Origin of the sequence: Parafrankia sp. EAN1pec (genome assembly GCF_000018005.1) — a bacterium.
GTDB classification, from domain to species: Bacteria; Actinomycetota; Actinomycetes; order Frankiales; family Frankiaceae; genus Parafrankia; species Parafrankia soli.
Genome location: NC_009921.1, coordinates 6,117,602 through 6,142,582, shown reverse-complemented (window position 1 = coordinate 6,142,582; position 24,981 = coordinate 6,117,602). Strand labels below are relative to the sequence as shown.

Here is a 24,981-nt window from a genome sequence, read left to right as displayed (position 1 = left end):
GTCGTGCGGAGGTGTCGTGTCTGATCTCGTCGTCGTCGCGCTCGGCGTCGCGCTGCTGGTGGTGACCGGCAGCGCTCTCATCCTGCTCCGGATGCCGCCGGAACGGCTCGAGCGCACGGTCGACGAGGTGACGTCCGTGGAGGTCCGGCTCGCCGCCGGCCGGGTCGAGATCGGCGAGTACGACCGGTCGGACGTCGCCGTCGAGATCCTCGCGCGCCGTCGACCCGGGCGGGCGAGGCCGACCATGACCCGCTCGGGCGGTGTGCTGCGGATCGACGGACGGACGAGCGAGGTGCTGGCCCGGCTGAAGCTGCCGCGCGGGACGAAGGCCCGGGCCGAGGTCCGGATGGGGGAGATCACCCTCTGGGGCTCCGCCGGTGACCTGGTGCTGGTCACCGAGGGCGGCGGCATCACCGGGCGGGAGCTCTCCGGCGCGCGGGTCAGCGCCCGTAGCCGGACCGGCGACGTCAACCTGCACTTCGACGGCCCGCCGGACGACCTGTCCGCGGTCAGCGAGGACGGCATGGTGACCCTCGTGTTGCCCGAGGACGAGTACGGGGTCGAGGCGGAGGCCGGGAACCCGCAGTCCGCGGTCGTCGACCTGCCGAGCGTGCCGGGTGCCGCGCGCCGGGTGCTGGCCCGCAGCGTCGCCGGCAGGATCAGGATCAGGCCCGCGTCACCGCGCGGCCCGGTGCGGATCTAGCGCCGACCCGGCGCCGCGGTGGTCGACACGGGCCCGGCAGGCCCTGTCCGGGGTGCGGGTCGCCGCCGGATTACTCTCTTCTGCATGACAGGGTCCCTCTCATGACGGCGGCCGGGAGCACGACTCGGATGTCGACCCCAACGGTGGCCGAGTGCCTGGCCTCCGGACGTACCTCCTTCTCTTTCGAGTTCTTCCCACCGAAGACGACCGAGGGCGAGCGGCATCTGTGGACCGCGCTGCGTGAGATCGAGGCCCTGCACCCGACCTTCGTGTCGGTGACCTACGGAGCCGGCGGTTCTACGCGGGACGGGACCATCCGGGTCACCGAGCGCATCGCCACCGAGACCACGCTGACGCCCATCGGGCACCTGACCGCGGTGAACCACTCGGTGGGCGAGCTGCGCCAGGTCATCGGCGGCTACGCCGGCGCGGGCGTGCGCAACGTGCTGGCGCTGCGGGGCGATCCGCCGGGCGACCCGCAGGCGGAATGGGTGCGTCATCCCGACGGCCTGGGGCACGCCGACGAGCTCGTGCGGCTCGTCCGTTCCCTCGGGGAGTTCTGCGTCGGCGTCGCCGCCTTCCCGGACAAACACCCGCGGTCGCCGGATCTGGAGACCGACGCGCGATTCCTGGTGCGAAAGCTGGACGCGGGCGCCGACTTCGCCATCACTCAGTTCTTCTTCGGTGCCGACGACTATTTCCGGCTGGTCGAACGCGTACGGCGGCTCGGCTGTGACGCACCGATCATTCCGGGTGTGATGCCGGTTACCAATGTGGCCCAGATCGAGCGCATGGCGCAGCTTTCCGGCGCGGATTTCCCGGCGGATCTCGCGGCCCGTCTGCATGAGGTCGCGGACGACCCCGCCGCGGTCCGGGCGATAGGTGTCGAGGTCGCCACGGAGCTCTCCGAGCGGCTGCTCGCCGGCGGCGCGCCAGGGCTGCACTTCATCACGCTGAACCGTTCCAGCGCGACGCGTGAGATCTACCAGTCCCTGGGCCGCTGACGATCCGCCTGTGGCCTGTGGCCGCGCTCCCGTCCGGCCGGGGCGCGCGGCGGCGGGCGGCGTGGCGGTTCAGTCCTGTTCCTCGTATGCGTCGAAGACGCAGAGTAGCCATTCGTCGCGGAAAGTCTGTTCCCGCACCAGCGCGAATCCCGCGTGGTTCGCCGCGTCGATGACGGCGGTGACCAGACCGAGATCGAGAGCGTTGAAGACCGGGGTGATGCGCACGGCCAGTATCACCTGGTCACGGTGCGCGCTGAAAACGTGATCGGGGTCCAGGTCCTCGATGGACTCGACGACACCGGTCGGCTGGTCGGATACCACGACGGAACTCTACGGCGCGGGCACGATGGACGGTGTGCGCACCCCGATACCCGATCGAGACACCTACCTGGTCGAATGGGCCGCGCTACACGGCGGGTACGACCCCCGAAGTGGCGCGCGCATGATCCGGATCTGGCTCGATCTGGTGTATCGCCTGGCCAGGCCGCTGGCCGCGGCCGGCGTTAGTCCGGGCGCGGTGACGGCGGCGACGATCGCCGCGACCACGCCGGTGATTCCCGCCGCATGGGCGGGAGGCCGTTGGGTGCTGGTCTGCCCACTCGTCGTCGTGGCCGGCGGCCTGCTGGACAATCTCGACGGCGCGGTCGCCGTGCTGCGCGCCCGGGTGACGAGCTGGGGCTACGTGCTCGACTCGGCCGCCGACCGGGTCTGCGACGCCTGCCACCTGCTCGCGCTCTGGCTGGTCGGGGCACCGGTCGCGCTGGTCGTGTCGGCGGGCGGCGCGATGATGATGCTCGAGTACGTGCGGGCCCGCGCGGCCGGTGCCGGGCACGGTGAGATCGGCACCGTGACGGTGGGGGAGCGGCCGACCAGGATCATTCTCGCGGCGGTGGGTCTCGCGCTGGCCGGGGCCGTCCCAGCACATGCGGCCGCGGTGGTCACGGTCGCCGCGGCGGCCACGCTGGTGGTGTGCGTCGTCGGGCTCGTCCAGTACCTCGTCTCGGTGCGGTCGGCGCTGTCGGCGGGCGGCGGGGTCAGGCCGGGCCGATGAGATCGGCGACGATCTTCGCGGAGAGCGTGACCAGCGGCAGCCCGCCGCCCGGATGGGCCGAGCCGCCGACCAGGAACAACCCGGGTACCGGCGAGCGGTTGCGCGGGCGTAGGAACGCCGACCGCGGCCCGTTGGAGGACACGCCGTAGATCGAGCCGCCCACGGCGCCGGTCGCGCGTGCGAGGTCGGCCGGCGAGATCGTCCGGTACCAGCGCACCCGGGCGCGGACGTCGAGCCCACGTGAGGCCAGCACCTCGAGGATGCGGCGGGCGTAGGCGTCGGCGAGCCCGGGCCGGTCCCAGTCCACACCGGGACCCCGCGGGCCGGCAGCGGCAGTGGCGGCGGCGTGCGGGCTGGCGTTCACCAGGACGAACCACGCCTCGTCGCCCGGCGGCGCGGTCGCCGGGTCGTCCGGCGCGGCGATGTAGACGGTCGGATCCCAGGCCAGCCGGCCACCGAAGACCGCGTTGAACTCGTCTTCGTAGTCGGCGGGGAACAGCACGGTGTGGTGGGCCAGGCCCGGCGTCCGCCCGCGCAGTGCCAGCAGCAGGACGAAACCGGACAGCGACGGCGCCAGCCGCCGGATCCGCCGCCGGCTGGCCGGATGGTCGACGAGCGGGCGCGGGCCGGCCCGCCCGGGCGCTGCGGGAGGTGCGCCGTCGTAGAGCCGGGCCGCGTCGACGTCGGACACGACCAGGTCGGCACCCAGCAGCGTTCCGTCGGCCAGGCGGACGCCGTCCACCCACCCCCCCGGCGTGCGGGTGATCCGCGCGACCGGCGCGCCGATGCGGATCACCGCGCCGCGCTCGGCCGCCCGCTCGGCGATCGCCTGCCCGAGCAGCCGCAGCCCGCCCGGGACGTACCAGCCGCCGAACCGTCGCTCCACGTGCGGGACCGTGACCAGCGCGGCCGGCGCCCGGCGCGGATCCGAGCCGGTGTAGGTCGCGTACCGGTCCAGCATCATGCGCAGCCGCGGATCGGTGAGGTGACGGCGCCCGATACCGCGCAGGGTGGTGCCGGGCGCGACGGTGACCAGCCCCAGCGGGCGGCGCGCGGCGGTCCGTGCCAGCGCCGCGGCCGAGACCGGGCTGCGCAGGAAGGGCTGTTCGGACACCGCCCAGACCCGGCGGGCGCGCTCGTCGAGGCGCCGCCACTGGGCCCCGGCCCCGGCGCCCAGCCTCGCGTCCAGCTCCGCGTGGAACGCGGCGTCGTCGGCGTGCGCGGTCACCGCCGTCCCGTCGGCGAACCGGTAGGCGGCGATCGGGTCGAGGCGGCGCAGCGTGAGCTGCGCGCCGAGCGGCCCGCCGGTGGCGGCGAACAGCTCCTCGAACACCTCGGGCATCGTCAGCAGGGACGGGCCGGTGTCGAACCCGTAGCCGTCGCGTTCGTACCAGCCGAGCTTGCCGCCGATCCGCTCCGCCGCCTCGCAGACGGTGACCCGGTGCCCGGCGGCGGCGAGCCGAGCGGCGGCGGCGAGCCCGCCGACGCCCGCCCCGACCACGACGACCGTCGCCACGGCTCCGAGCCTATGCGCGGTCGTCCGCTCCCGGTCGGTGGCCCGTTCAGCGCGCGGCCTTTCCAACGGATGGTGCCGTGCCGGTGCCGCCACCAGGACAGCACCGTCAGGTAGCCGAGCAGGCAGACAGAGACCGGATGGGCCGCCGCGTCCGGCCAGGCGCGGCCGCCGGTGCGCCGGGCCGCGATCAGCCGGCTCACCGTGCCGGCCAGCAGGCCGACGAGCCCCGCGCGTGACCCGCGCGCCGCGGCGACCGCCGGGCCGACGAAGAGCCATCCGAGCACGGCCAGCTGACCCACGCTGGCCGCCGGGGTGCCGCCCGCGGCCCACAGCGACTTGGCGTAGCCGTCCCGCAGTGGCTGCCAGCCGTCGTACATCCAGGTGACCGCCAGCTCGGTGCCGTCGGCGACCACACCGCGCCCGCCGGAGCGCTTGACCGCGCGCAGCAGCTCGATGTCGTCCAGTACGGCGCCGCCGACCGCGCCGTGCCCGCCGGCCCGGCGGTAGGCCGCCGCGTCCACGCAGAGGAACTGGCCGTTGGCCGCGGCCAACGACGGGCGGGCGGAGCTCTCGGCGGCGCGCAGCGGGAGCAGCGCCAGCCACGACCATTGCAACAGCGGCTGCACGAGCCGTTCGGCCGCCCCGACGGCGACCTGCCGCGGGTAGGGCGAGACGAGGTCCAGGCCCGATCCGCGCAGCAGGCCCACGGCCCGGGCGAGGCCGTCCGGGGCGAGGGCGACGTCGGCGTCGACGAAGACCAGCACGGTGCCGGTGGCCTGGCGCGTCGCCCGGGCGCAGGCGTGGGGCTTGCCCAGCCAGCCGTCCGGCGGCTCCGGCCCGGTCAGCACCCGCAGGCGCCGGTCCCGCTCGGCGAGCCGGCGCAGGATCATGCCCGTGCCGTCCGTCGAGCCGTCGTCGTAGACGATCACCTCGAGGTCGGCGACGTCGCGGGAGCCGAGCAGAGCAGTCAGGCAGGTGCGCACCCGCGCCGCCTCGTCCCGCACGGGCAGGATCACGCTGACCCGCTCCCGCACCGGGACGGCCGGCGCCGGGACGCGCAGCAGTGCCGCGTTCACCGCCGTGTGCGCCGCGACGGCGACGGCTCCGGCCGCCCCGGAACGCACCAGCGCCGTTGCCAGTCTGTCCCCGTTCACAGCTCAGAGCGTGCCAGGTCCCGTTCGCGGGCGGTGCCGGCCCACCCGCGGGCCGCGTCGCGGTGGCCGAGCAGCACGGCGAGGCCGAGCAGTGAGCCCATCGCGGCACCGCCGGCGAGCGCCACCCCGGGACGGCCGAAGAAGGCGAGGTTGGCCAGCACCGACGAGGCGCAGGTCCAGCCAAGCAGGGCCATCGGCACCCGGTCGGCGGAGGGCGCGGCGGTGGCGGTCCGGACGGTGGCGGGCAGGGCGGCCAGCGCGCCGGTGAGCAGCGTGCCGACGAGCAGCCATCCGGCCGCGTTGCTGAGCGGGATGCCGTTGAGCGCGGGACCGCCGGAGGACCACGCCCAGTAGCCCTCGGCGACCATCTGCGGGTCGAGGAACAGATCCCAGGCGGTGAGCGTGGCGCCGCCGACCAGCGCTGTCACTGCCCAGGCTGTCACTGCCCAGCGCGCGGTCGGTGCCCGCACCAGCGAGCGGGCGCAGCGGCGGCCGAGCACCAGCGCTGGCAGGCCCATCATCGCCCAGGCCAGCGGCACGACGACCGGGACGCGGGCCACATCGGGGCCGAGCGCGGAGCCGTACGCGTAGTGGCCGAACGGCCAGCCGGTACGCAGGCCGACCGACTCGGCCAGCAGGCCGGTGCCGGCGGCCAGCGCCGTCGCGACCGCGGCCCACGCGGGCCCGTGGACGGCGGCCGCATGGCTCACCGCTGCCGCGAGGAAGGCCAGGACCGACAGCACCGTAACGGCCGCCCGCCTGTCCCCGGAGGTCAGCGGATAGGTGATCTGGAGCGCGACGGCCACCGCGGTGGCGAGCCAGGGCAGCACGGCCGCGGCCCGCCCCGCAGGGGCGGCCGGAGGTGGATCGGCCCGCCCCACCGGGGCGGCCGGAGGTGGACCGGAACCGGCTGGTCCCGACCGGCTCACGGCACCCGGGCGGGCTGGCCTGCCGGAGCGGAGCGCGGTGGGTCGTCGGCGTCCCGCCCGGGCAGCTCCTTGCCGAGCACGGCGTACTCGGTGCCGCTTCCGGGGAACTGGAAGTGCGACAGCAGGGGCACGAATCCCTCGCTGGCGTACAGCCGGCGCGCGCGGCTGCCGGGCAGCTCGAGCGCGGAGAGCGCCGCCGTGCGGTGCGGGACGTCCCGCAGCAGCTCCCGCAGCAGGTCACGGCCGATGCCGCGGCCCTGGTAACCGGGCAGCACGTGCAGCTCGACGACCTCGAGGCAGTCGGCGAGCCAGTGCGCCGCGGTCCCCTCCGGCAGCGCGCCGGCGACGACGTCGTGCCACCACTGGCCGTTCTTGCCGGGCAGGCCGTAGGTCATGCCGACCAGCTCGTCGTCCGGGGTGACCGCGGCGACGGCACGCAGGTCGCGGCGGTCGAAGTGACGGCGCGCGTGCGTCGCCCTGTCCCGGGCGGCGCGCACCGGGTCATCCTCGTGGTGGTCGAGGAACGCGGTCTTGTACACGGCGATGACGTCGTCGAGCCGGGCCCGCATCCGGGCCGGTGACCACCGCACGATTCGGACGTCGGTCAACAGCCTTGCCTCCTGTCGCGCCGGGCCATCCGACGATAACGCGCGGCGCGAGGCCACTGCCCGTCGGCCGGAACGGGTCTGGCAAACAGTGCTATAGCCGACCCCCGCCGACGGGCAGCCCGGTCCGGTCACCGGCCATGGCCAGCTGTGCCCACCACGGGTGGCCGTCGAGCAGGTCGGCCACCAAATCCGCGAGGGCCGGCGCCTGGACGGCTCCGCCCGCGTTCGTCCCGGCCGCGACGACGATCCGCCCGCCGAGCTCCGCCGGGGCGTCGACCACCGGCAGGCCGTCCGCGGTCATCGGCCGCTCGCAGGTGCGCACCTCGCGGACGTCCAGCCGCCCGTCGGGCCCGCGCAGCGCGGGGAAGAGATCGCCGATGGCCACGATGAGTGCTGTGACGAGCTCCTCGACGGCCCCTGCCACGCCACCGCCGCCCGCTTCGGTGTCGCTGTCGGCCGGGACGAGGCGCGCGCCGCGCCAGGACGCCAGGCCGAGGTACCCGAAGCCACCGCTGACGTGGATCACCGACTGGTCGGCGGCGGGCGTCACGTTGATCACACCGAGCGGATCGCCCGCGTGGATCTTCAACGGTCGGGCCACGCCCGGGTTCGGCAGGGTCAGCGACACCCCGAGCACGTTGGCGACGCAGCCGGCGTCGGGCCAGCGCCCCCCGAGCAGCCGGTACAGGTCACGGCCGCCGACGGTGAGGACGACCCGGCCGGCCGGCACGACCGTGCCGTCGCCGAGCTCCACCTCGACCGCCGCGCCGGTGGGCCGCAGCCCGCGGACCGCGGCCGACGCGACGACCGGCACGCCCCGGCCGCGCAGCAGGTCGGCGAGCGCACCGGCCAGGTCGTGGACGGCCACGGCGCACCCGTCGACCTCGACGGCCCCGCCGCCGGACCGGCTGCCGGCTCCGCTGTCGGTCCGACAGTCGGGTCCGGCGCCGAGCCCCGCGGCGAGGGCGGGCCAGTGCCGGCGGATCGCCGCGGCGTCCAGGTCGGTGGTGTCGTCGTTCGCCTGGGTCTGCAGCGCGCGGCCGGCGGCGAGCCCGGCGTCGTCGAGGTAGACCCGGGCCAGCCGGTTCCCCCGCAGGCAGGCGCCGAGGTCGTCGGGACGGGCCCGGAAGATCTCCTCCCACCGCCGCAGCCCCAGCCGATTGAGCGCGATCACCGCCTCGGTGGCGAGGGCGCGCATCCCCGGCCGGTCGGTGAACTGCTCGAACGCCTCGGCCCAGGCGGCCTCGGGCGCCGAGAGCGATTCCGGCGGGCGCAGCCGCCATCCGCCATCCGTCGGGGTCCGGGCGAGGACCCCGGCGCGGGTGGCGTCGGCGTGCGGCAGAGTCTCGGTCGTCGACAGGTGACGTCCGTTGGTGCCGGCGAAGGTGGTGCCCTGCTCGTCGACCCGGCGGCGGTCGGCCGGCGCCGCGTCGAGGACCACGACCCGCCGCCCGGCCTCGTGTAGCCGCAGTGCCACGCTCAGGCCCACGATCCCGCCGCCGACCACCACGACGGCCTCGGCCTCGTCCCGGCTCGGCCCGGCGGGTGGGCGCGGGAGCTCCCGCCGGTCGTCGAGATCGAGGCGGGCGAGGACGGTCAGGACGGCCTGGTCGAGATCGGCCGCGCACTCCGGCGCGCGCATCGCGGCCGACACGAGGGTGAAGCCGGGCCGCGCCCGCCGCGGGTCGTCCGAGTCGTACCGGCCCGCCAGCAGCGCTCGCACCGGGTCCAACAGCCGTGGGGCGTTGTCCAGGACGACCTCGAGATCGAGCTGGTCGAAGGCCGCCGTCAGCGCCTGCCCGGTGAACACGTCGGGCTCGCACACCGAGACGATCCGGTGGCCGCCGAACCGCTTGAGCCGTTCGGCCCCGATGAGGCCGGCGGTGGGATGCTCCCCGCCCGTGGTCAGCGGGACGGCGAGCCCGAGCAGGTCGGCCGTGTCGAGCACGGACTCGACGTCCCGGGCCGCCCGGATGCGTCCCGCCGGCAGCTGCCTGGCCGCCAGCCAGCGGTCGAGGGCGCCGGCGCCGGCGGCCAGCGACGGGCTGTACACGATCACGTCGTGGCCGCGGGCCACCGCCTCGCGCGCGACGCGGCTGTTGATGTCACCGCTGCCGATCAGCCCCACCGTCGGCGGCCGTGGGCGGTGGCCCGCGGCGCGGCGGGGCGCGAGGAGCTCGTCCGCCATGAACCGGGCGACGTGCCGGGCGTTGACCTCCGGGGTGTTGCGTACGGTCACGCCGAGCTCCGCGGCCGCGTCGGTGTCGATCTCGGCCAGTGACGTCCCGCGGCGGATCACCGCCAGCGCGCGCCGGTCCGGTGTCCTCCGCATGGCCTGCGCCCACCGGTGCAGCGCGTCGCCCGGAACGTGGTTGGCCCCGACGACGAGAGTGTGCGGCCGGTGTTCGGTCAGCGCCGCGGGCAGGTCCGCGGGCCGTCCGGCGAGCTCCGGGAGCAGCACCGCGCCGGCCCGGGTGGCCAGCCCGGCGACCCGGGCGGTCACCGCCGTCGCGATGAGGGTCCGCCGCCCGGCCGGGGCGGCGTCGGTGGTGCTCCCGGCCGGTCTCCCGCGCGCGGCGAGCGGGGCGGAGGGGTCGAGGGACCTTGGCATGCGAGTTACGCCACCCGGGTTGGATCGAACGCGGCCGGCCGCGACCGTCGTGGTCGGCGGCGGTGCGTGGTCGGTGGGAACGGAGCGGGAAACGGACAGCGGGGGGACGGCGCGGGAACAGAGCGGGGAACGCTGGGGCACGGGATGCTGGGACATGGGGTGGTGGAGGCACGGGGCGGTGGGCGCCCAGGGGCACCGGGCGCGCCGGGCGCCGGCCGTCCCGTCGTCGGCCGTCCCGTCGCCGGCCGTCCTGCCGGCGTCAGTCCGGTCGGCGTCCGCGTGCGCGGGAGTCGGCCCGGGCCTCGGCGGGACCCACATTCGCGCAGGATCTTCAACGGGTTGTCAAAGGATGATCGGCCTTCCCGGCGGACGGCGGGATGTCGAGCGGGTTCACACCCCCGATCGTCCCGCGTGAGCCCAGCACGACAAAACGGGCGAACAGCTCCTCGGCGTACCAGCCTGCCGCGGGGGTCCGCCGCACCGCCGCGGCGTGCGCCGGCCCCTGGTAGGCGAACGCGCGCAGCGCCGTGACGTCCCGCCACAGGCTGAAGGTGCCCTGCAGGCCGATCGGCGCCTCGCCGATGCCCGCGGCGAACAGCAGCCCGCCGGCGCCGCGCAGCTGCGCCGCGACCGGCGGGACGGCCCGCCAGAACGCCATGGCCTGCCGCGGCGCGAGCCGGGCCCGGGTGACAGCCGCCACCGGCCCCCCGCCGTGTTCCCCGCTGTGTCTTCCACGGTGCTCGCCGTCGGGGCGGCGGTGGCTCGCCGGGCCACCGGGACGGCCCCCGAACGGCGCACGGCCCGACCACCGCCCCCGGGAGGCCACCGGGCGCAGCTCCACCCGCCAGCGCTCGTCCGCGATGCCGGCCCATGACCGGATTGTCCTGGAGCGCTCGAAGTCCCGGGCCGCCGAGGGTGTGTCCCACACCGCCAGCAGCGCCCACCGCAGCGGGTCGGCGTCGAGCGGGGTGAACCGGTGGCCCGAGCCGGTGCCCAGCAGCTTGCCGAACGCCAGCCCGGACGTCCGCCGCAGCGTGGGCCGGTCGAGTGCCATGCGCGCGGCGGCGTGCCCCGCCCGCCGGCGCGGGACGTGCCAGAAGTCGACGGTGACGAGCACGTCACGGCACCGATCGGGGCGACGGCAGCGGGCCCGTTGGCCCAGGGCCCGCTGGGCCAGGAGCCGCCGGGCCGGCGGCGGCCCGGCCGCCGGCGTGCGGAGTGGGCGCGGGCGGCGGGGGGCGCATCGGCGCGAGCCGCAGCGGCGGGCCGTCCGGCGCGGGGGCCGTGGTCTGCGGGCCGTACTTCTTCGCGAAGGCGTCCGCGGCGCCGTCACGCCCCTCCCAGGCCGGCACGACCCGGCACCGGTGCAGCTCGGTGAGCGGGTGACGGCCGGTGCCGCCGATCTCGGTGACGAGGCCGTCGGCGCCGCCGTCGTGGACGAGCCGGGTCAGCTCCTCGTCGGCCAGGTAGACCGTGTCGCCCAGCCGCGCGTACCTCGCCTGAATCGTGCGGGCGTCCCGGTCGGGGCCGTCGGTGCGCAGGATGCGCAGCGGGACCCGGAGATAGTCGTCGAGGCTGACACTGCGGTCGGGATGCCAGATCTTCTCGAAGTGCTGCTCGACGAACTGGACGAGGGTCGAGGAGATCGCCGCCTCGTGCTGGGTCGTGGCGGCCGACGAGTGGCCGAACGGGAAGGTCGAGATCAGGGCCCCGCTGTCCCACCGGTGGTAGGTCGTCAGTGGCTGGTCGCCATAGATCCGCACGGAGAGCCGGGGCCGCAGCGCGGGGACCAGCCGCGCCCGCACGGTGTCGAGCACGCGCAGGTTCGCCCTGATCACATTCGGGACGTCGATGCTGTGCAGCAGGTCCTCGGCCCGGCCGGCCGCGGGCGGGGAGCCGGGGTCCAGGAGCAGGATCTGCACCATCGCCCCCGCGTCGACCGCGGTGAGCAGAGCCTCGGCGAAGGCCTCGACGTGCGCCGGGGCCAGCAGGTCCGTCCACGTGTTGAGCAGGCGGACGCTGCGCCGGCTCGTGGCGACCCGTCCGATGAAGTAGGCCGGGTCGAAGTCGCCGAGCAGCCGGCCGCTGGCGAACTGGGTCGGCGCGGTGCTCGCCGGGCGGGCCAGCCGCGACTCGGCCGCGGCGAGCTCGGTGGAACCGTGCTGGCGCAGCAGGGTGACCGCCTGCTGCCAGGACCGGCGCGCGGCGAGATGATCGTCGAGGCGCGCCAGGATGTCGCCCCGCCGGACCAGGATCCGCGGCTCCCACAGGATGTCGGGCAGCGCGCTCAGCAGCGGCAGGCTCTCGTTGTAGTGGGCCAGGGCGCGTTCCGGCCGGTGCCGGTGCAGGTCGCCGAGCCGGCGCAGCGCGAGGGCTTCCAGCGACCGGCTGGTCAGCTCGCGCGCGATCGACAGGCTGATCGACAGGCAGGTGATGCCCTCGCCCAGCTCGTCGCGGTCGCCGTGCGCCATCGCCAGGCAGATCAGCGCCTCGGCCTCCGCGCGCCGCGCGCCGCCGCGGCGGGTCAGCGCCAGGCACTGCTCGAAGTGCTCCACCGCGCCCTCGGCGTCCCCGCGCCCGCGCGCGGCGTCGGCCAGCCCGTGCAGGGTGCGGGCCTCGCCGAGCGCGTCGCCGTACTCGACGAAGATCGAACGGGCACGTTCCAGGCGCTCGGTCGCGAGGTCGAGGTGGTCGGCGGCGCGGGCACCGAGGACGGCCGCCGGCTCCCCGTCGTTGTCGGCACCGGGCGCGTCCAGCCGCCAGAAGGCGTGCTCGAAGGCGAGGGTGATGTCGCGTTCACCCAAACCGCACAGCAGGACCGCCTCGGCCAGCCGGTTGCCGCGCCGCCGCGCCGCCGCGAGCGCGAGGGTGTGGATCCGCTCCCAGTCCGACCAGTGCGCGCCGAAGGCGCAGAACTCGGCGGCCTCGATCGCGAGCAGCCAGGTCGGCTCGTCGAGGCCGTGCCGGTGCGCCTGGTCGACGAGGGCCAGCAGGTTGACCCGCTCGCCGCCGAACCACAGCAGCGGCTGGGCGGTGAGCGCCGCGACCACGTCCGGGTCGACGGCGTGGCCCGGTCCACCGGAGCCGCCCGCGGCGGGGGTGTGGGCGGCGGGCTCGATGGTGCGCGCGGTGCCCGGCGCGAACTCGTCGACCGCGCCGCGCAGCACCGCCAGATAGGCGTACAGCAGCCGGTCGAGGGCCTGCGCGTGCTCGGGAGCCAGCCGCGGCACCTGGGCTGCCGGCGCCGCTCCGGTGTCCGTGCCTGTGGGGGCGGCGCGCGGGACGTCGGTGGTCGCCGTCCGGGTGAAGCCCGGGCCCGGGGGGACGGTGGGGTGGGCCGCGCCGGCGGACGCCTCGTTCTTTTCCCGGGCGAAGACCCGGAGCAGGTCGTGGAACCGGTACCGCTCGGTGCCGGCCCGGTCGACACCGCGGCGTTCGAGCAGCTGGGCGTCGACGAGGCGGTCCACGACGTCCTCGGCCTCGTCCAGGCCGACGTCCAGGACGGCGGCGGCGGCCCACGGGGCGAAGTCGGCCAGCTCGGGCAGCGCCAGCAGGCGGAACGCCCGCTGCTCGTCGGCGGGGCGGCCCTCGTAACTGAGCCCGAAGCTGGCACGGACCTCGAGGTCGCCCGCCTCCAGCCAGGACAGCCTGTCCCGCTCGTTGGCCAGCCGGGAGGCCAACCGCGTCAGCCGCCAGTGCGGGTGGGCGGCCAGCTTGCGCCCCGCGATCTGAATGGCGAGCGGCAGGTACCCGCACAGCCCCACGATGTCGCGTGCCGCCTCCGGCTCCGCGCTCACCCGCCGCTCGTCGACCACCTTGGAGAGCAGCTCCACGGCATCGCCGGGGTGCAGGACGTCGACCATCCAGTAGGAGGGGGTCAGCCCGTGCATCCGCGAGCGGCTGGTGACGATGACCACGCTGCCGGGGCTGGTCGGGAGCAGCGGGCGGATCTGCGCCTCGTTCGCCGCGTTGTCCAGCAGGATCAGCACCCGGCGGTTGACCAGCAGCGACCGGTACACCTCGACCAGATGGTCGGGGTCGGAGGGAACCGCGGCCCGGCTCACCCCCATCGCCTGGACGAAGCGGCCCAGCACGCGGTGCGGGTCAAGCGGTTCGGTGGTGCCGCGCAGGTCCACGTACAGGGCGTCAGCGAACTGGGCGCGGACGCGGTGGGCCACGTACACCGCGAGCGCGGTCTTCCCCGCCCCGGCCTTGCCGGCGATCGCGGCGACGACCGTCCCCTTCGCGCCCGCCACCGGGTCGGTGAGGGTGGCCAGGATCTGGCCCCGGATCGTGTCGCGGCCGGTGAACTCCTCGATGTCGGGCGGGAGCTGGTAGACGCCCTGCCCGGTGGGCGGCGCCGACACCGGCCGGCCCAGCGCACGTGGCGGAGTCCAGGCCAGGCCCGGATCGGCGCGCAGGACGTCTTCCTGGAGCCGTTGCAGCAGCGGGGATTCCAGACCGAGATCGTGGAGTGCCTCAAGGCCTTCCCGGCAGGCCCGGGCGGCGTCCTCGGTGCGGCCGTCGCGGTAGAAGGCGAGAACAAGCTCCCGGCGCAGCCCGTCGTCGTGCGGATGTCTCGTGACGAGCATCCGCAGATCACCGATGACCTCGCGGTGTCGGCCCAGCGACAGATCGGCTGAGATTCGCGTCTTCTGGATGTCAAGGTGAAGCTCTGTCAGTTTTTCGACGTAGCCCGTTGTGAAGGGATAGTCGACGAGATCGACCAACGGTTGGCCGCGCCAGAGCGCCTGCGCCTCCTGCAACGGCGCGATGGCGCTGACCGGGTCGCCGTCCTCGATGGCGCGCCGGCCCTGCTCCAACAGCCGCCGGGCGCGTTCGGCGTCGATCTGCGCCGGCCCCACATCGAGCAGATAACCGGCTCCCCGGCGGATGAGTACCTGGGCTGAGCTGGGGCTCTCCAGCCGGCGGCGCAGCTCGCTGACGTGTGTCCGCAGGGTGGCGAGTGCCCTTTCCGGGGCTGGTTCGCTCCAGATCACCTCGATCAGGCGCTGGGTGGACAGCACCTGCCCGGCCTCGAGCAGCAGCGCCGCGAGCAGCACCTTTCGCTGGGTGCCGCCGAGCACGACGGGAACACCGCCCGCGGTGACCTCCAACGGCCCCAGGACGGCGAACTGGAGCCGGTCCGGATCGGGCATCTGGTCCTCTCGGGCGAATGTGGCCGCCGCCGGTGTGGTGCGGTGCGCCGGCGGTGTTCGTCCTTCTGATTCTGCCTTTCCCGCGGCGGGCCGTGGCGGACACCGGGACAACCGCGGAATCGTCGCGCGTGCGATTCGACGCTTTCAACTCCGGGTCAACGGCAGTCGTGATCGGGTGTGTACCGGTTGTTGATCGGTCCGGGGTGCACTCGTTGACGAGAGCCATACCGGGCCGCCGCGCATTTCGGCGGGGGGTGTTCGGGGTCCCGCGGTGGCTGGAGGGAGGGTGTCGATCATGTCGATCTTCGAGTTCTCGGGCATCGGAGCGGTGACGGGTGCGTCCCGCGGCGGAGCGGACGAGGCACCGGATCACCGCCGCCGTGACGGCGGCGCGCGGCGGGCGGCCGCGGACCGGGCTGACGTGAGTCGGGTGGAGGCGGGCCGGGCGGGTGCCGAGGGGGCCTGCGCGGGCCGCCGCGGGGTGGCGCCCGGCCTCGCCGCGCGGCTCGACGGCCTGCTGCCGCTGGAGGTGGGCTACGACTTCGTGTCGGGCACCCGCAACCAGGTGTGGGTGCGCGGTGACCGGGCGGCCGTCCTCGAGAGGTGGCATCGGGACGGCGGGGTGGAGCTCATGGCCGCCGGCCGCCCGCTCCGGCTGGAGTCGGACCTCGACGGTGTGGGGGTGCGGGTGGTCGACCCGGTGGCGCGGCTGCCGCTCGCCGCGTTCCGGCCCCGGCCGCGGGGCGGCCTGGTCGACCTCGCGGACGGCTCCACGCTGCGCTGGCTGCGCCCGCGCCGCCGGGCCGCCGGGTACGTCTTCGAGCGCGGATTCGTCGGCTGGAAGAACGCCAACGTGGTCCGGTTCGCGCACGACGGGGTCGCGATCGTTCTGGTGGACCCGTCCGACCTGACGCGCCATCGCCCGCCGGTGGCCCGCCCGGACTTCGGCGCCGGGACGGTGGCCGACCCGCGCCGGGGCTGGGTGCCCGAGGTCACGGTGCTCGTGCTGCTCGGCTGGTTCCTCCTGCTGCTGGAGGACGACCCGGTGCCTCCGGCGCCCGCCTACCCCGATCTCGACCCGTCCGGGTGGCGCGCCACGCCAGCGGGTTGACGGCCGGCCGGACCGGGATTATCTTCGAACATGCGTTCGATGTCGGGGTGGCCCGGCATCACGTGATCTGGCATCACGCGGTTCGGCATCACGCGGTTCGGCATCGGAGAGGTGATCCCAGTGGGTGCGGTTCGGCGAAGCACTGTCAGTGGGTTCGGAGTGGCCGGCGACCAGAGCGCGGTGGGCCGCCAGGGCACGGTGAGCCGTCACGACGGTCCCGGTCCGCGCGGGCCGGTCCCCGGGCAGCTTCCGGGCCGGACGATGCTCCCCGCCTCGGGGCTCCCGCGGCGCTCCCGGGACGAGCTCCTCACCTCGGCCCGGCGCGGGCTGGCCGAGGCGGCCTTCACCCGCCCGGCGGCTGAGCGTTACGCGTTGGCGCATCTCGCCGCCCTGCGGGCCGCGGCCGCCGTTCTCGCCGCCCGCGCGCAGCCCCGCCCGGGTCGTCGGGGCCGCCCGGTGAGCGCGTGGCGGCTGCTCGCGCTGGTGGCCCCCGAGCTCGAGGAGTGGTCAGCGTTCTTCGCCGCGGGTGCCGGGCGGCGGGCCGCGGCCGAGGCCGGGCTCGCCGTCGTGACGACCAGGGACGCCGACGACCTCGTCCGCCAGGTGGAGATCTTCCTCGGGCTCGTCGAGGCGGCGCTCGGCGTGCCCTCCCAGCCCTCGTTGGCGCAGGCCGCGTCCCCGTGGGGTTGAAAACTGTTGTCAGTTGAGTGCCAGTTAGCGCTGAGTGGCGCTGTGTGGTGGTGTGAATCTCAAGGAGTGGGCGGCTGTGAACGGGGTCAGGTATTCCACTGCGCGTCAGTGGTTCCTTGAGGGCGAGCTGCCGGTCCCGGCCCGCCGGGTCGGCGGGCTGACATCGTCGAGCGTCGTGACGGGTTCGCCCGGTTCGGCGTCGGCTCTGTCGAGGCGGCGCTTGCCGCGTCAGGTCGCAGACTTGTCGTCGTCGACCCGGCCGACCAGGTCGACGGCCTTGTCCGGGACATGACGGAGATCCTGACGTTGATGTGCGCCCGGCTCTATGGCCCCCGGGACGCCTCGGACCGGGCTGCCCGCGCGGTGGCTGCCGCTACCGGGGACGTGCGGTGAAGGTTCTCCAGGCGTACCGGTTCGCACTCGACCCGAACCAGGCGCAGCTTGCCGACCTGCGGCGTCATGCCGGGGCGGCCCGGTTCGTGTTCAACTGGGGTCTGGCCCGGGTGAAAGCCGCCCTGTCGCAGCGAGACGCCGAGCAGTCCTACGGCCTGACCGGGGACATGCTCACCCCGGTGCCGTGGACGCTGCCCGCGCTGCGCCTCGCCTGGAACGAGGCCAAGAGCACCGTCGCCCCGTGGTGGTCGGCGTGCTCGAAGGAGGCGTACTCGTCCGGCCTCGACCAGCTCGCCCGCGGGTTGAAGAACTTCACTGATTCCCGCACGGGGAAGCGGAAGGGGAAGCGGGTCGGTTTCCCCCGGTTCAAGAAGCGTGGCAGGGCCCGCGACTCGTTCCGGTACACGACCGGCGCCTACGGCCCGGCCAGCAACCTACAGGTGAAGCTGCCCCGCCTGGGCCGGGTCAAGGTCCACGAGGCGATGGGTGCGCTCACCGGCCGGTTGGCGGCCGGGTCCGCCCGGCTGCTCGGTGCGACCGTGTCGCGCACGGCGGGCCGCTGGTTCGTGGCGTTCACCGTCGAGATCGATCGTGAGATCCCCCAGAACCCGTCGGCCCGCCAACGTGCGGGCGGCGCGGTCGGTGTCGACGCGGGAGTGAAGCACCTCGCTGTCCTGTCGACCGGTGAGCAGGTCGACAACCCCAGGCCACTCACCCGCTCGCTGCGCAGGCTGCGCACTGCGTCCCGGGCCTGTGCCCGCTCGAAGCCGGGCAGTGCCGGCCGCCGCCAGCGCGCTGCCGCACTGGGCCACCTGCACGCCCACATTGCCCACCAGCGGCGCGATGGGCTGCACAAGCTCACCACCCGGCTCACGAAGAACCACGACGTGATCGTGGTCGAGGATCTGCATGTCGCCGGGATGGTCCGTAACCGCCGGCTCGCCCGCGCGGTCTCGGACACCGGGATGGCCGAGATCCGGCGCCAACTCACCTACAAGACCGTCTGGTACGGATCGCGGCTCGTCGTCGCGGACCGGTGGTATCCGTCGAGTAAGACCTGTTCCGGCTGTGGCTGGCGAAACCCAAGCCTCACCCCGGCCGACCGCACGTTCGCCTGCCAGTCCTGCGGGCTGGTGATCGACCGCGACCTGAACGCCGCGATCAACCTGCGCAACCTCGTCGCCGCCAGTACGTCGGAGACGGAAAACGCCCGTGGAGCCGACCGTAGGACCCAGCCTGCTGGGCGGGTGGCTGGGAAGCGGGAACCCGGCACCGTGGGCATGACCCCGTGCGAGCGGGTCAGACCGGGGGTGCCTCACCGAGAGGCGAGGCGGCATGACCGGGCGCTACCAGGCGCTCACATGCAACGGCGGTGGCACTGATCGTGCGCGGCCGGCTGGAGAGCGCGGAAGGCGTGGTGGACATGATCGTCGAGAGCCTGCTGCTGCTGCTGCTGCTGCCGCTGCCGCTGCCGCTGGCGGTGGGCGGGCGCTCCAGGGACTTCCGATGACGCCCCACTGATGACGGCCCACTCTTGCGTCGAGACCCACGTTCGGTCACCATCGGTTACAGCTTGGGGTTTGATGATTACTGAGGGTGGTGGTTTTCGGTGGTGGTCGCTGGTGTGGACGAGCGGCGCGCCGGCCGGGCGGTGCCGAAGCCGCCCTTGGCGCGTTGGCGGCCCGTGGTGGGGCGGCGGCCGGCGGCGGGGCCGTCCGGGCGGGCGCGGCCGATGGAGAGAGGACGGAACACCTGGCTGGTACGGGTCGCCGGGCTCTCGGTGGGCAGCCTCGCCGTCGGCCTGGTCATCGGGTTCCTGCTGCCGCGCTGACGGCCCGCGGTGAAGCCCCCGCCGGAGCCCGCCCCACTGGAGCCCGGCGGGGCAGGGCCGTCCGACAGTCGGATCCTGCACGTCGACATGGACGCCTTCTACGCCTCCATCGCGGTACGGGACGCACCCGAGCTACGGGGCCGGCCGGTGATCGTCGGCGGGGGGAGTCGGGGTGTGGTGCTCTCCGCGACCTACGAGGCTCGGGCCTTCGGGGTGCGCAGCGCCATGCCGATGGCGCGGGCCCGCGGGCTGTGCCCCACAGCGGTCGTCGTCCCCGCCGATCACGGCCGCTACCGCGAGGTCTCCCGTGCGATCATGGACGTCTTCCGGGACGTGACGCCGCTGGTCGCGCCGATCTCCCTCGACGAGGCGTTCCTCGACGTGGGCGGCGGGCGGCGGCTGTTCGGCACCCCGGTCGACATCGCGCGGGCCATCCGCGGCCGGATCGCGACCGAACAGGATTTGACCTGCTCGGTGGGGGTGGCGCCGTCGATGTTCGTCGCGAAGATCGCCTCAGCCCGGTGCAAGCCGGACGGCCTGCTGGTGGTGCCCCCCGACGAGGTCCTCGCCTTCCTGCACCCGCTGCCGACCGCGGCGCTGTGGGGGGTCGGGCCGCGGACGGAGCAGGCGCTGACCCGGTTGGGGATACGCACGATCGGCGACATTGCGCGCACGCCCGCCGACACGCTGCGGCGCGCCCTCGGAGCGGGCGCGGGCGGCCACCTGCACGCGCTCGCGCACGGGCGGGACGACCGCCGCGTCGAGCCCGACGGCGTCGACGTGTCCGTCGGCGCCGAGGAGACCTTCTCCGCCGACCTGGCCGACCCCGAGCGGCTCGCCCGGGAGCTGCTCCGCCTCAGCGGGCGCGTCGCGGCCCGCCTGCGGGCCCGGGGCCAGGCCGGCCGCAACATCTCGATCAAGGTCCGGCATGCCGACTTCAGCACCGTCACGCGGGCTCGCACCCTCGCCGAGCCGACCGACGTCACCTGGGTGATCTACCGCACCGCGGGCGAGCTGTTCGACGAGCTCAGGGCCACATCCCGCCCGCTGGTGCGCCTGCTCGGGGTGCGGGCGGCCCGGCTGTCCGCCGCCGGGCGGACGAGCCACCAACTGGCGTTCGACGAGCGGCCGTCAGGCTGGGCCGAGGTCGACCGGGCCACCGACGGCGCCCGCCGGCGGTTCGGGGAGGAGTCCGTCCGGCCCGCGTCGCTGCTGCCCGACCGCCCGCGGCGCCCGGCTCCTCCCCGTGAGTGGGGGCCCGACCGAATGTGAACCCGGTGTCCTGGAAGGCTCGAACGCCCCTGGAACGGCCGCGGCCACGATCACCGAACGGCATGATCGTACGATGAGCATGGCATGAACCCCGCTGGCCCGGGCAGGAGCCCAGTACGCCGAATAGCTCTGGTCGGAGTGGGTTCGAACCGGCTTGGACACAGCATGACCTGTTGCCTACCGCCTCGGCCCCGCACATGCCTATTCTTGGGTGTCAGGTTCCGTCCGGCGGGCCTGAAGGTCGTGGGAGGAGCGTCGATGCCGCTCTCGGAGAACGAGCAGCGCCTACTGGAGCAGATCGAGCGCGCTCTCGTCGAGGACGATCCCAAGTTCGCGAGCACGGTCCGGTCGACGAACCCCAGGACCTACCTCCTGCGGCGCGTGCGGCGCAGCGGGGTCCTGTTCGCGCTCGGTCTCGTCGTCCTGGTCGTGGGTGTGGTCCTCAACCAGGTTCCCCTCACCGTGATCCTGGGGATCCTGGGGTTCCTGATGATGCTCTTCGCGGCACTGCGGGGGGCGGCCGACCTGCGTCGGATCAGCGGCCGGGGCAACGACGTCGGTCGTCGCCCGCACGGGTCGAAATCCAGGCCCGGTTCTGGCGGCCGGTCGCGCCCGGCGCGGCAGTCGTTCATGGAACGGGTGGAGGAGCGGTGGCGCCGCCGCTGGGAGGACCGTCCCTGATCGGGACCGCTCCCGGAGCCCGGCCAGGCTGAGCCCGGTGGCGAGCCGATCTCAGCCTGGTGGCTCAGACGAATTTTCGCCCGAGCCCGGGCTGGCGCGATCTCAGGCGGGCGGCTGCGGCGGGTGTGTCCGCCCGCCGGCGGAGGCACCGACCCCGGCCTCCTGGTCGTCGTCGGCGCCGTTGTCCGGCGGGTCGTCGGCCCGGTGCCGGATGCGCCCGAGAACATCGCGCACCGGGATTTCCCGCGCCCGCTGCATCATCGACGGCGGGGCCACCGTCGCCATCGCGCGGCGGCCCCGGGGCGCGACCGACCACAGCACCCGGCGGGCCAGAGCCAGGTCGGCCAGGACGTCCACGCCCGGATCGGGCGCGGCCATCCCGGCGGGGGCGTAACGGGCCCGCTCCTGGGCCATTGCCATCCGGATCAGGGCCTGCCGGGCGGCGTCGACCTCCGCCGACCCGGCTTCGGGGCCGGCCTCGAGGTAGGCGATAAGCCGCTGCGCGCCCGAGCGCGGTGAGTCGCTCGTCCGCAGGTGGATGCCGAGGTCGGCGGCCACGTCGACCAGCTCGGCCCAGGCCGCGTGCACGCGCGCGACTGCCTCGGCGTCCTGGCGGTCGGGGCCGCCCGAGCCCATCCGGCGGCGCCGCAGCGCCACCCTGGACAGGGCCGGGATGCTGAGCAGGACCAGGATCCCGAGACTCAGCCCGACCCAGGGCAGCCAGGAGGGGGGGAAGGTGCCCTTGTGGGTGCCCGCGGCCTTGTCGTCGGCCTCGGCGGTCAGCTCCTCGGCCGCCCCGCCCTGGTCGTCGGGGACGGGCACCGCGCTCGGCGTCGGCTCGACGGCGACATCCCCGTTCCCCTGGGGGACTTCGGCCGGGTCCGGGCCGGTGGTCGGCTCGGTCGTCGACGGGGCGTAGTCCGGGGCCGGGGTCGCGCCGTCCGAGCGGCGGGTCGGCTCGAACGGGAGCCAGCCCAGGGTCGGGAACCAGACCTCGGGCCAGGCGTGTGCCTGCTTGTTGGTGATCACCCAGGTGCCGTCGGCGGTGCGGGTGCCGTGCGTGAAACCGATGGCCACCCGGGCGGGCAGCCCCAGCATCCGCACCAGGACGGTCATTGCGGACGCGAACTGTTCGCAGTACCCGCGCCGGCTCTCGAAGAGGAACTCGCTGAGCGCGCCGTCCTGGACGGTGGGTGCGCCGTTGAGGTCGTAGGTGAACTCCGAGCCGCGCAGGAAGTTCTGGATGGCGAGGACCCGGGCGTAGCCGGTGCTCGCGCCGGTGGTGATCTGGGCGAGCAGTGTCCGCAGCCGTGGGTCGGCGTCCTGCGGCAGCTGAGTGACGACGTTCATCGACTCGGGCACCGGGCCGGTGGCGGCGGCGATCTGCTGCGCGGTGGGGTCGGGGACCGCCGCGCTGACGGTGTAGCGCAGCCCGGCGGTGGAGGTGCGGGTGGAGAAGACGGTGCCCGTCGGTTCGGCGAGGCGCCAGTCGCCGGCGAGTCCGTCGAAGTCGGTGGGAATGCCCGGCACGGGCAGGTAACGTTCGGCCATCTCGCCGGAGACCGCCACCGATGCGGTGGTCGAGATCGTGCGGACGCCCCGCTCCGGTCCGGGCAGGCCCTCGCTCACCCGGGCTTCCTTCGTCGCGTTCAGGGCCCGCAGGGTGAAGCGCTGGCCGTCGAAGTTCTCCAGGGCGGTGAGCCGCAGATACTGCGGATTGTCCGTGGTGACGCGCAGGAGCGGGATCTCGCGGTCGTCATGGAGCTGCTGGGAGAGCGAGACGATCGGCTGCACGACGCTCGCCGAGCTCGGGCCGTCGCCCGAGCGCCCGCCGCCGCCGTTGTCAATCACTCCGTGCCCGTCCAGGGAGGGCACCAGCAGTGGCACCGCCGCCGCGATCACCAGCGACCCGACGGCCACCCGGGCACCGAGTGATCCCAGGCCGTTGCGGATGACCCGGGGGGGCCGGTCACCGACCGGGCGGCCCCACCGGGTCACCATCCGGTTGCCGTCCAGCAGCATCAGCGCGACGAAGCCGACCGAGGCGAGGACGAAGGGAAGCGTGCCGACCCCGGCCGGCAGGACGGCGGCCGGCACGACGAACAGGCCGAGCAGCGGCAGGCCGGCCAGCGGGGGCCGGTCCACGACCACCACGATCAGGTCGACCGCCATGACGACCAGGTACACGGCGACGAAGACCAGGACCACCAGGCCGGGCCGTTCCGGCACCGGTACCGCGAGCTCGCCGATGTCGTGCTTGCCGGCCAGCGCCAGCTCGCGCAGCGCCGTCACGGTGGACGGCGTCGGGAACACGCCGAGCAGGGCGGTGTCCCGTGCGCTCACCCTGGTGAGGGTGGTGAGCAGGCCGATCAGGCTGAGGCAGATGCCGGTGGACGCCGGCAGCCGGAACAGGGCGCCGAGCAGCCGGCCCAGCACCGCGGTGCTCACGGCGACCGCCGTCGCGATCAGGACGGGGCCGAACCACCAGCCGAACCCGTCGAACAGCGGGGCCAGCGCGGCGCTGGCGAGTAGGCAGGCCATCCCGCCCAGCGCGGCGGAGAACGGCCGTGGGGTCACCATCCGCGACCATTCGGTGGGGGACCGCCTCCCGTGGTGGCGGGGGCCGCGGGCTCGTGGGGGGAGCCGGGCCGGTACAGCGGGCCGGTCGCGGGCGGGGGTGGCGTCGAGTCGGCGGGGGCCTGGTCCGCCCCACCCCCGGCGGGCGCCGCGCCGCGGCGGGCGTCCCGACCATGCGAGCCGCTGCCGCCCGAGCCGCCGTTGGGGGAGCCGCCGTGGCCCGAACCGCCGTTGGTCGAACCGCCGTTGGATGAGCGGCCGTTGGGCGGGCTGTCGTGGGGGGAGTCGCCGTGGAGCGAGCCGCCGTTCGGTGCCGCGCCGGCCCGGCGGGCGGAGGCGTCGTGGTCCGCGCGGGGGGCGGACCCCGCGCGGGCGGCCGGACCGGGGCCCGACGCGGACCCGTACGACACCCGCGCCATGCCGCCGACGGCGTTCCCGACGGCGAACCGGCGCCCGGCCGACGCGCCCGGACGGAAGATCTGCGGCCAGGTGTCGGCGAGGCGGGCCCCGGCACCCGCGACCAGGACGGTCCAGCCGTGCCTGGTCAGGGTGTGCCGGGTGACCTCCAGGTCGCCCCCGGCCGCCGGGGAGGTGCCCCAGCCGGCGAGATCCACCAGCACCGCGATGGCCGGGGCGTTGCGCGGCCGGGCACCCGCGATCATCGAGGCCGTCGCCTGGTCGGTGCGCCCGAGCACGACGACGACCATGCCGGAGTGCTCGGCCGAGCGCAGACTGGCCAGCGCCGGACTGAGGGTGGCCGACGGGGTCGGCGCGATGACCGCCAGTTCGTCGAGCAGCGCGCCGACGGCGTTGCCGGGACCGGTCGCCGCGACACCGGTGTCGGCGATCAGCCGGACGCCGTAGCCGCTGCGGGCGAGGTTGACCGCGATCGAGCCGGCCGCGCCGACCGCCCAGGAGAAGGGGGCGTCCCGGTCCATCTCGGGCCAGGCCGCGTGCCGGGTGTCGAGCAGCACGGCGGCGGCGCCGGTCAGCGGCCGCTCGTCGCGGCGCACCATCAGCTCACCCAGTCGGGCCGTGGTCTTCCAGTGCACCTTGCGCAGATCGTCGCCGGAGCGGTATGGCCGTGTGGTGGAATCGTCCTCACCCGCCCGTGCCGACGAGCGGCGTACCTCGTTGTTGAGCGAGGACGAACCGACCAGTGGCGTCAGCGGCAGGCGCTCCAGGGCGGGCGCGACGATCAGCTCGTCCCGCCCCCGGAAGCTGCGCTCCAGCTCGCACAGGCCGAACGGGTCGGTCAGCCGGATCGTGAGCGGGCCGACCTGGTACCGGCCGCGGACCCCGGCGCCCAGCGGGTAGGAGAGGTCACGGGAACCGCCCGGTTCGATCTGGTCCACCACGAAGCGCGCGCGGTGGCCGAGGTTGGGGGTCGCGTCCTCGACGAGCAGCACCGAGGACGGCAGTCGGGAGACGTTGTCCAGCCGGATCCGTACCGAGACGGTGTCGCCCGCGGTGACCCGCGGCGGCTCCAACCGGCGGGTGCAGGCCAGCCGGTAGCGGGTCCGCGCGACGAACCCGGCCGCGAACAGCGGCAGCGCGACAAGCAGGGCACCGACCGCGAGGAGGTCCTGCTCGCCGATGACCGCTGCCGAGGCCACGCACGCCCCGCCCGCGGCGAGGAACGAGCGACCGCGGACCGTCAGCCCGCGTACCGCGGCGAGGAAGTCGCGCAC

At 74.8% G+C, this 24,981-nt stretch carries 18 protein-coding genes and 3 pseudogenes; 11 read left to right on the top strand and 10 right to left on the bottom strand.

Features of this window, described 5'->3' with window-relative positions; translation table 11 throughout:
* Positions 1-16: 16 nt before the first annotated feature.
* A complete protein-coding gene (locus FRANEAN1_RS25155; protein WP_083788327.1) occupies positions 17-703 on the top strand; it encodes a hypothetical protein in 687 nt (228 codons plus the stop codon).
* Positions 704-804: 101 nt separating this feature from the next.
* Positions 805-1,707 carry a methylenetetrahydrofolate reductase [NAD(P)H] gene (gene metF, locus FRANEAN1_RS25150; protein ID WP_041254789.1) on the top strand — a complete coding sequence of 301 codons (903 nt, stop codon included), beginning with the start codon at positions 805-807 and terminating at the stop codon, positions 1,705-1,707.
* 69 nt (positions 1,708-1,776) lie between these two features.
* Here the strand turns inward: metF and FRANEAN1_RS25145 are convergent, their stop codons facing one another.
* Positions 1,777-2,028: a hypothetical protein gene (locus FRANEAN1_RS25145; protein WP_041254788.1), complete on the bottom strand. Its 252-nt coding sequence runs from the start codon at positions 2,026-2,028 to the stop codon at positions 1,777-1,779.
* Between FRANEAN1_RS25145 and FRANEAN1_RS25140 the strand changes: the two genes are divergently transcribed.
* Positions 1,991-2,758, top strand: coding sequence for a CDP-alcohol phosphatidyltransferase family protein (locus FRANEAN1_RS25140; RefSeq protein WP_020462598.1), 768 nt, complete (start codon positions 1,991-1,993; stop codon positions 2,756-2,758). The two genes, FRANEAN1_RS25145 and FRANEAN1_RS25140, sit on opposite strands and share 38 nt — an antisense overlap.
* On the opposite strand, the gene crtI is transcribed toward FRANEAN1_RS25140, so the two are convergent.
* The 7 genes and pseudogenes from crtI to FRANEAN1_RS37425 form a co-directional block, all read right to left on the bottom strand.
* A complete protein-coding gene (crtI, locus tag FRANEAN1_RS25135; RefSeq protein WP_041254787.1) occupies positions 2,742-4,274 on the bottom strand; it encodes a phytoene desaturase family protein in 1,533 nt (510 codons plus the stop codon). The two genes, FRANEAN1_RS25140 and crtI, sit on opposite strands and share 17 nt — an antisense overlap.
* Before the next feature lie 410 nt (positions 4,275-4,684).
* Positions 4,685-5,290, bottom strand: a pseudogene (locus FRANEAN1_RS44040) (glycosyltransferase family 2 protein); the annotation flags it as partial.
* A 134-nt stretch (positions 5,291-5,424) separates the two neighbouring features.
* Positions 5,425-6,258: a carotenoid biosynthesis protein gene (locus FRANEAN1_RS25125; protein WP_020462595.1), complete on the bottom strand. Its 834-nt coding sequence runs from the start codon at positions 6,256-6,258 to the stop codon at positions 5,425-5,427.
* A gap of 95 nt (positions 6,259-6,353) precedes the next feature.
* Positions 6,354-6,965 carry a GNAT family N-acetyltransferase gene (locus FRANEAN1_RS25120; RefSeq protein ID WP_020462594.1) on the bottom strand — a complete coding sequence of 204 codons (612 nt, stop codon included), beginning with the start codon at positions 6,963-6,965 and terminating at the stop codon, positions 6,354-6,356.
* 91 nt (positions 6,966-7,056) lie between these two features.
* Complete coding sequence (locus FRANEAN1_RS25115) at positions 7,057-9,576, bottom strand: FAD-binding oxidoreductase (protein ID WP_020462593.1); 2,520 nt, start codon at positions 9,574-9,576, stop codon at positions 7,057-7,059.
* 331 nt (positions 9,577-9,907) lie between these two features.
* Complete coding sequence (locus tag FRANEAN1_RS25110) at positions 9,908-10,693, bottom strand: hypothetical protein (RefSeq protein WP_020462592.1); 786 nt, start codon at positions 10,691-10,693, stop codon at positions 9,908-9,910.
* Position 10,694: 1 nt separating this feature from the next.
* The gene (locus FRANEAN1_RS37425) at positions 10,695-14,735 is read right to left on the bottom strand and encodes a BTAD domain-containing putative transcriptional regulator (protein ID WP_020462591.1); all 4,041 of its coding nucleotides are present in this window, start codon (positions 14,733-14,735) and stop codon (positions 10,695-10,697) included.
* Positions 14,736-15,030: 295 nt separating this feature from the next.
* Here FRANEAN1_RS37425 and FRANEAN1_RS25100 point away from each other — a divergent pair, with 295 nt between their 5' ends.
* The 8 genes and pseudogenes from FRANEAN1_RS25100 to FRANEAN1_RS25070 all read left to right on the top strand — a co-directional run bounded on the left by FRANEAN1_RS25100 (position 15,031) and on the right by FRANEAN1_RS25070 (position 20,713).
* The gene (locus tag FRANEAN1_RS25100; RefSeq protein ID WP_020462590.1) at positions 15,031-15,846 is read left to right on the top strand and encodes a hypothetical protein; all 816 of its coding nucleotides are present in this window, start codon (positions 15,031-15,033) and stop codon (positions 15,844-15,846) included.
* 261 nt (positions 15,847-16,107) lie between these two features.
* Positions 16,108-16,536 carry an SAV_6107 family HEPN domain-containing protein gene (locus tag FRANEAN1_RS25095; RefSeq protein WP_041256512.1) on the top strand — a complete coding sequence of 143 codons (429 nt, stop codon included), beginning with the start codon at positions 16,108-16,110 and terminating at the stop codon, positions 16,534-16,536.
* A gap of 162 nt (positions 16,537-16,698) precedes the next feature.
* Positions 16,699-16,929 (top strand): annotated as a pseudogene (locus tag FRANEAN1_RS25090) (IS607 family transposase); the annotation flags it as partial.
* Positions 16,926-18,268, top strand: a pseudogene (gene tnpB / locus FRANEAN1_RS25085) (IS607 family element RNA-guided endonuclease TnpB). The pseudogenes FRANEAN1_RS25090 and tnpB, both read left to right, overlap by 4 nt.
* 33 nt (positions 18,269-18,301) lie before the next feature.
* Positions 18,302-18,439, top strand: a complete 138-nt coding sequence (locus FRANEAN1_RS41525; protein ID WP_020462587.1) for a hypothetical protein — start codon at positions 18,302-18,304, stop codon at positions 18,437-18,439.
* A gap of 99 nt (positions 18,440-18,538) precedes the next feature.
* Positions 18,539-18,760 (top strand): hypothetical protein, encoded by a 222-nt coding sequence (locus FRANEAN1_RS25080; RefSeq protein WP_041254786.1) that lies wholly within the window; start codon positions 18,539-18,541, stop codon positions 18,758-18,760.
* Positions 18,761-18,769: 9 nt separating this feature from the next.
* Complete coding sequence (dinB, locus tag FRANEAN1_RS25075; RefSeq protein WP_020462586.1) at positions 18,770-20,032, top strand: DNA polymerase IV; 1,263 nt, start codon at positions 18,770-18,772, stop codon at positions 20,030-20,032.
* A gap of 258 nt (positions 20,033-20,290) precedes the next feature.
* Positions 20,291-20,713, top strand: a complete 423-nt coding sequence (locus tag FRANEAN1_RS25070; RefSeq protein WP_020462585.1) for a DUF3040 domain-containing protein — start codon at positions 20,291-20,293, stop codon at positions 20,711-20,713.
* A 102-nt stretch (positions 20,714-20,815) separates the two neighbouring features.
* Here the strand turns inward: FRANEAN1_RS25070 and FRANEAN1_RS25065 are convergent, their stop codons facing one another.
* Together FRANEAN1_RS25065 and FRANEAN1_RS25060 are read right to left on the bottom strand one after the other, a co-directional pair.
* The gene (locus tag FRANEAN1_RS25065; RefSeq protein WP_020462584.1) at positions 20,816-23,293 is read right to left on the bottom strand and encodes a DUF3488 and transglutaminase-like domain-containing protein; all 2,478 of its coding nucleotides are present in this window, start codon (positions 23,291-23,293) and stop codon (positions 20,816-20,818) included.
* A complete protein-coding gene (locus FRANEAN1_RS25060; protein WP_020462583.1) occupies positions 23,287-24,981 on the bottom strand; it encodes a DUF58 domain-containing protein in 1,695 nt (564 codons plus the stop codon). The genes FRANEAN1_RS25065 and FRANEAN1_RS25060 overlap by 7 nt, the downstream gene beginning before the upstream one ends.

Excerpts from the sequence above, each read along its gene's own strand:
- FRANEAN1_RS25100 (WP_020462590.1), top strand. The coding sequence starts at position 15,031 with ATGTCGATCTTCGAGTTCTCGGGCATCGGAGCGGTGACGGGTGCGTCC.
- FRANEAN1_RS25140 (WP_020462598.1), top strand. The coding sequence starts at position 1,991 with ATGGACTCGACGACACCGGTCGGCTGGTCGGATACCACGACGGAACTC.
- FRANEAN1_RS25065 (WP_020462584.1), bottom strand. The coding sequence starts at position 23,293 with ATGGTGACCCCACGGCCGTTCTCCGCCGCGCTGGGCGGGATGGCCTGC.
- FRANEAN1_RS25070 (WP_020462585.1), top strand. The coding sequence starts at position 20,291 with ATGCCGCTCTCGGAGAACGAGCAGCGCCTACTGGAGCAGATCGAGCGC.
- FRANEAN1_RS25095 (WP_041256512.1), top strand. The coding sequence starts at position 16,108 with ATGCTCCCCGCCTCGGGGCTCCCGCGGCGCTCCCGGGACGAGCTCCTC.
- metF (WP_041254789.1), top strand. The coding sequence starts at position 805 with ATGACGGCGGCCGGGAGCACGACTCGGATGTCGACCCCAACGGTGGCC.
- FRANEAN1_RS25115 (WP_020462593.1), bottom strand. The coding sequence starts at position 9,576 with ATGCCAAGGTCCCTCGACCCCTCCGCCCCGCTCGCCGCGCGCGGGAGA.
- FRANEAN1_RS37425 (WP_020462591.1), bottom strand. The coding sequence starts at position 14,735 with ATGCCCGATCCGGACCGGCTCCAGTTCGCCGTCCTGGGGCCGTTGGAG.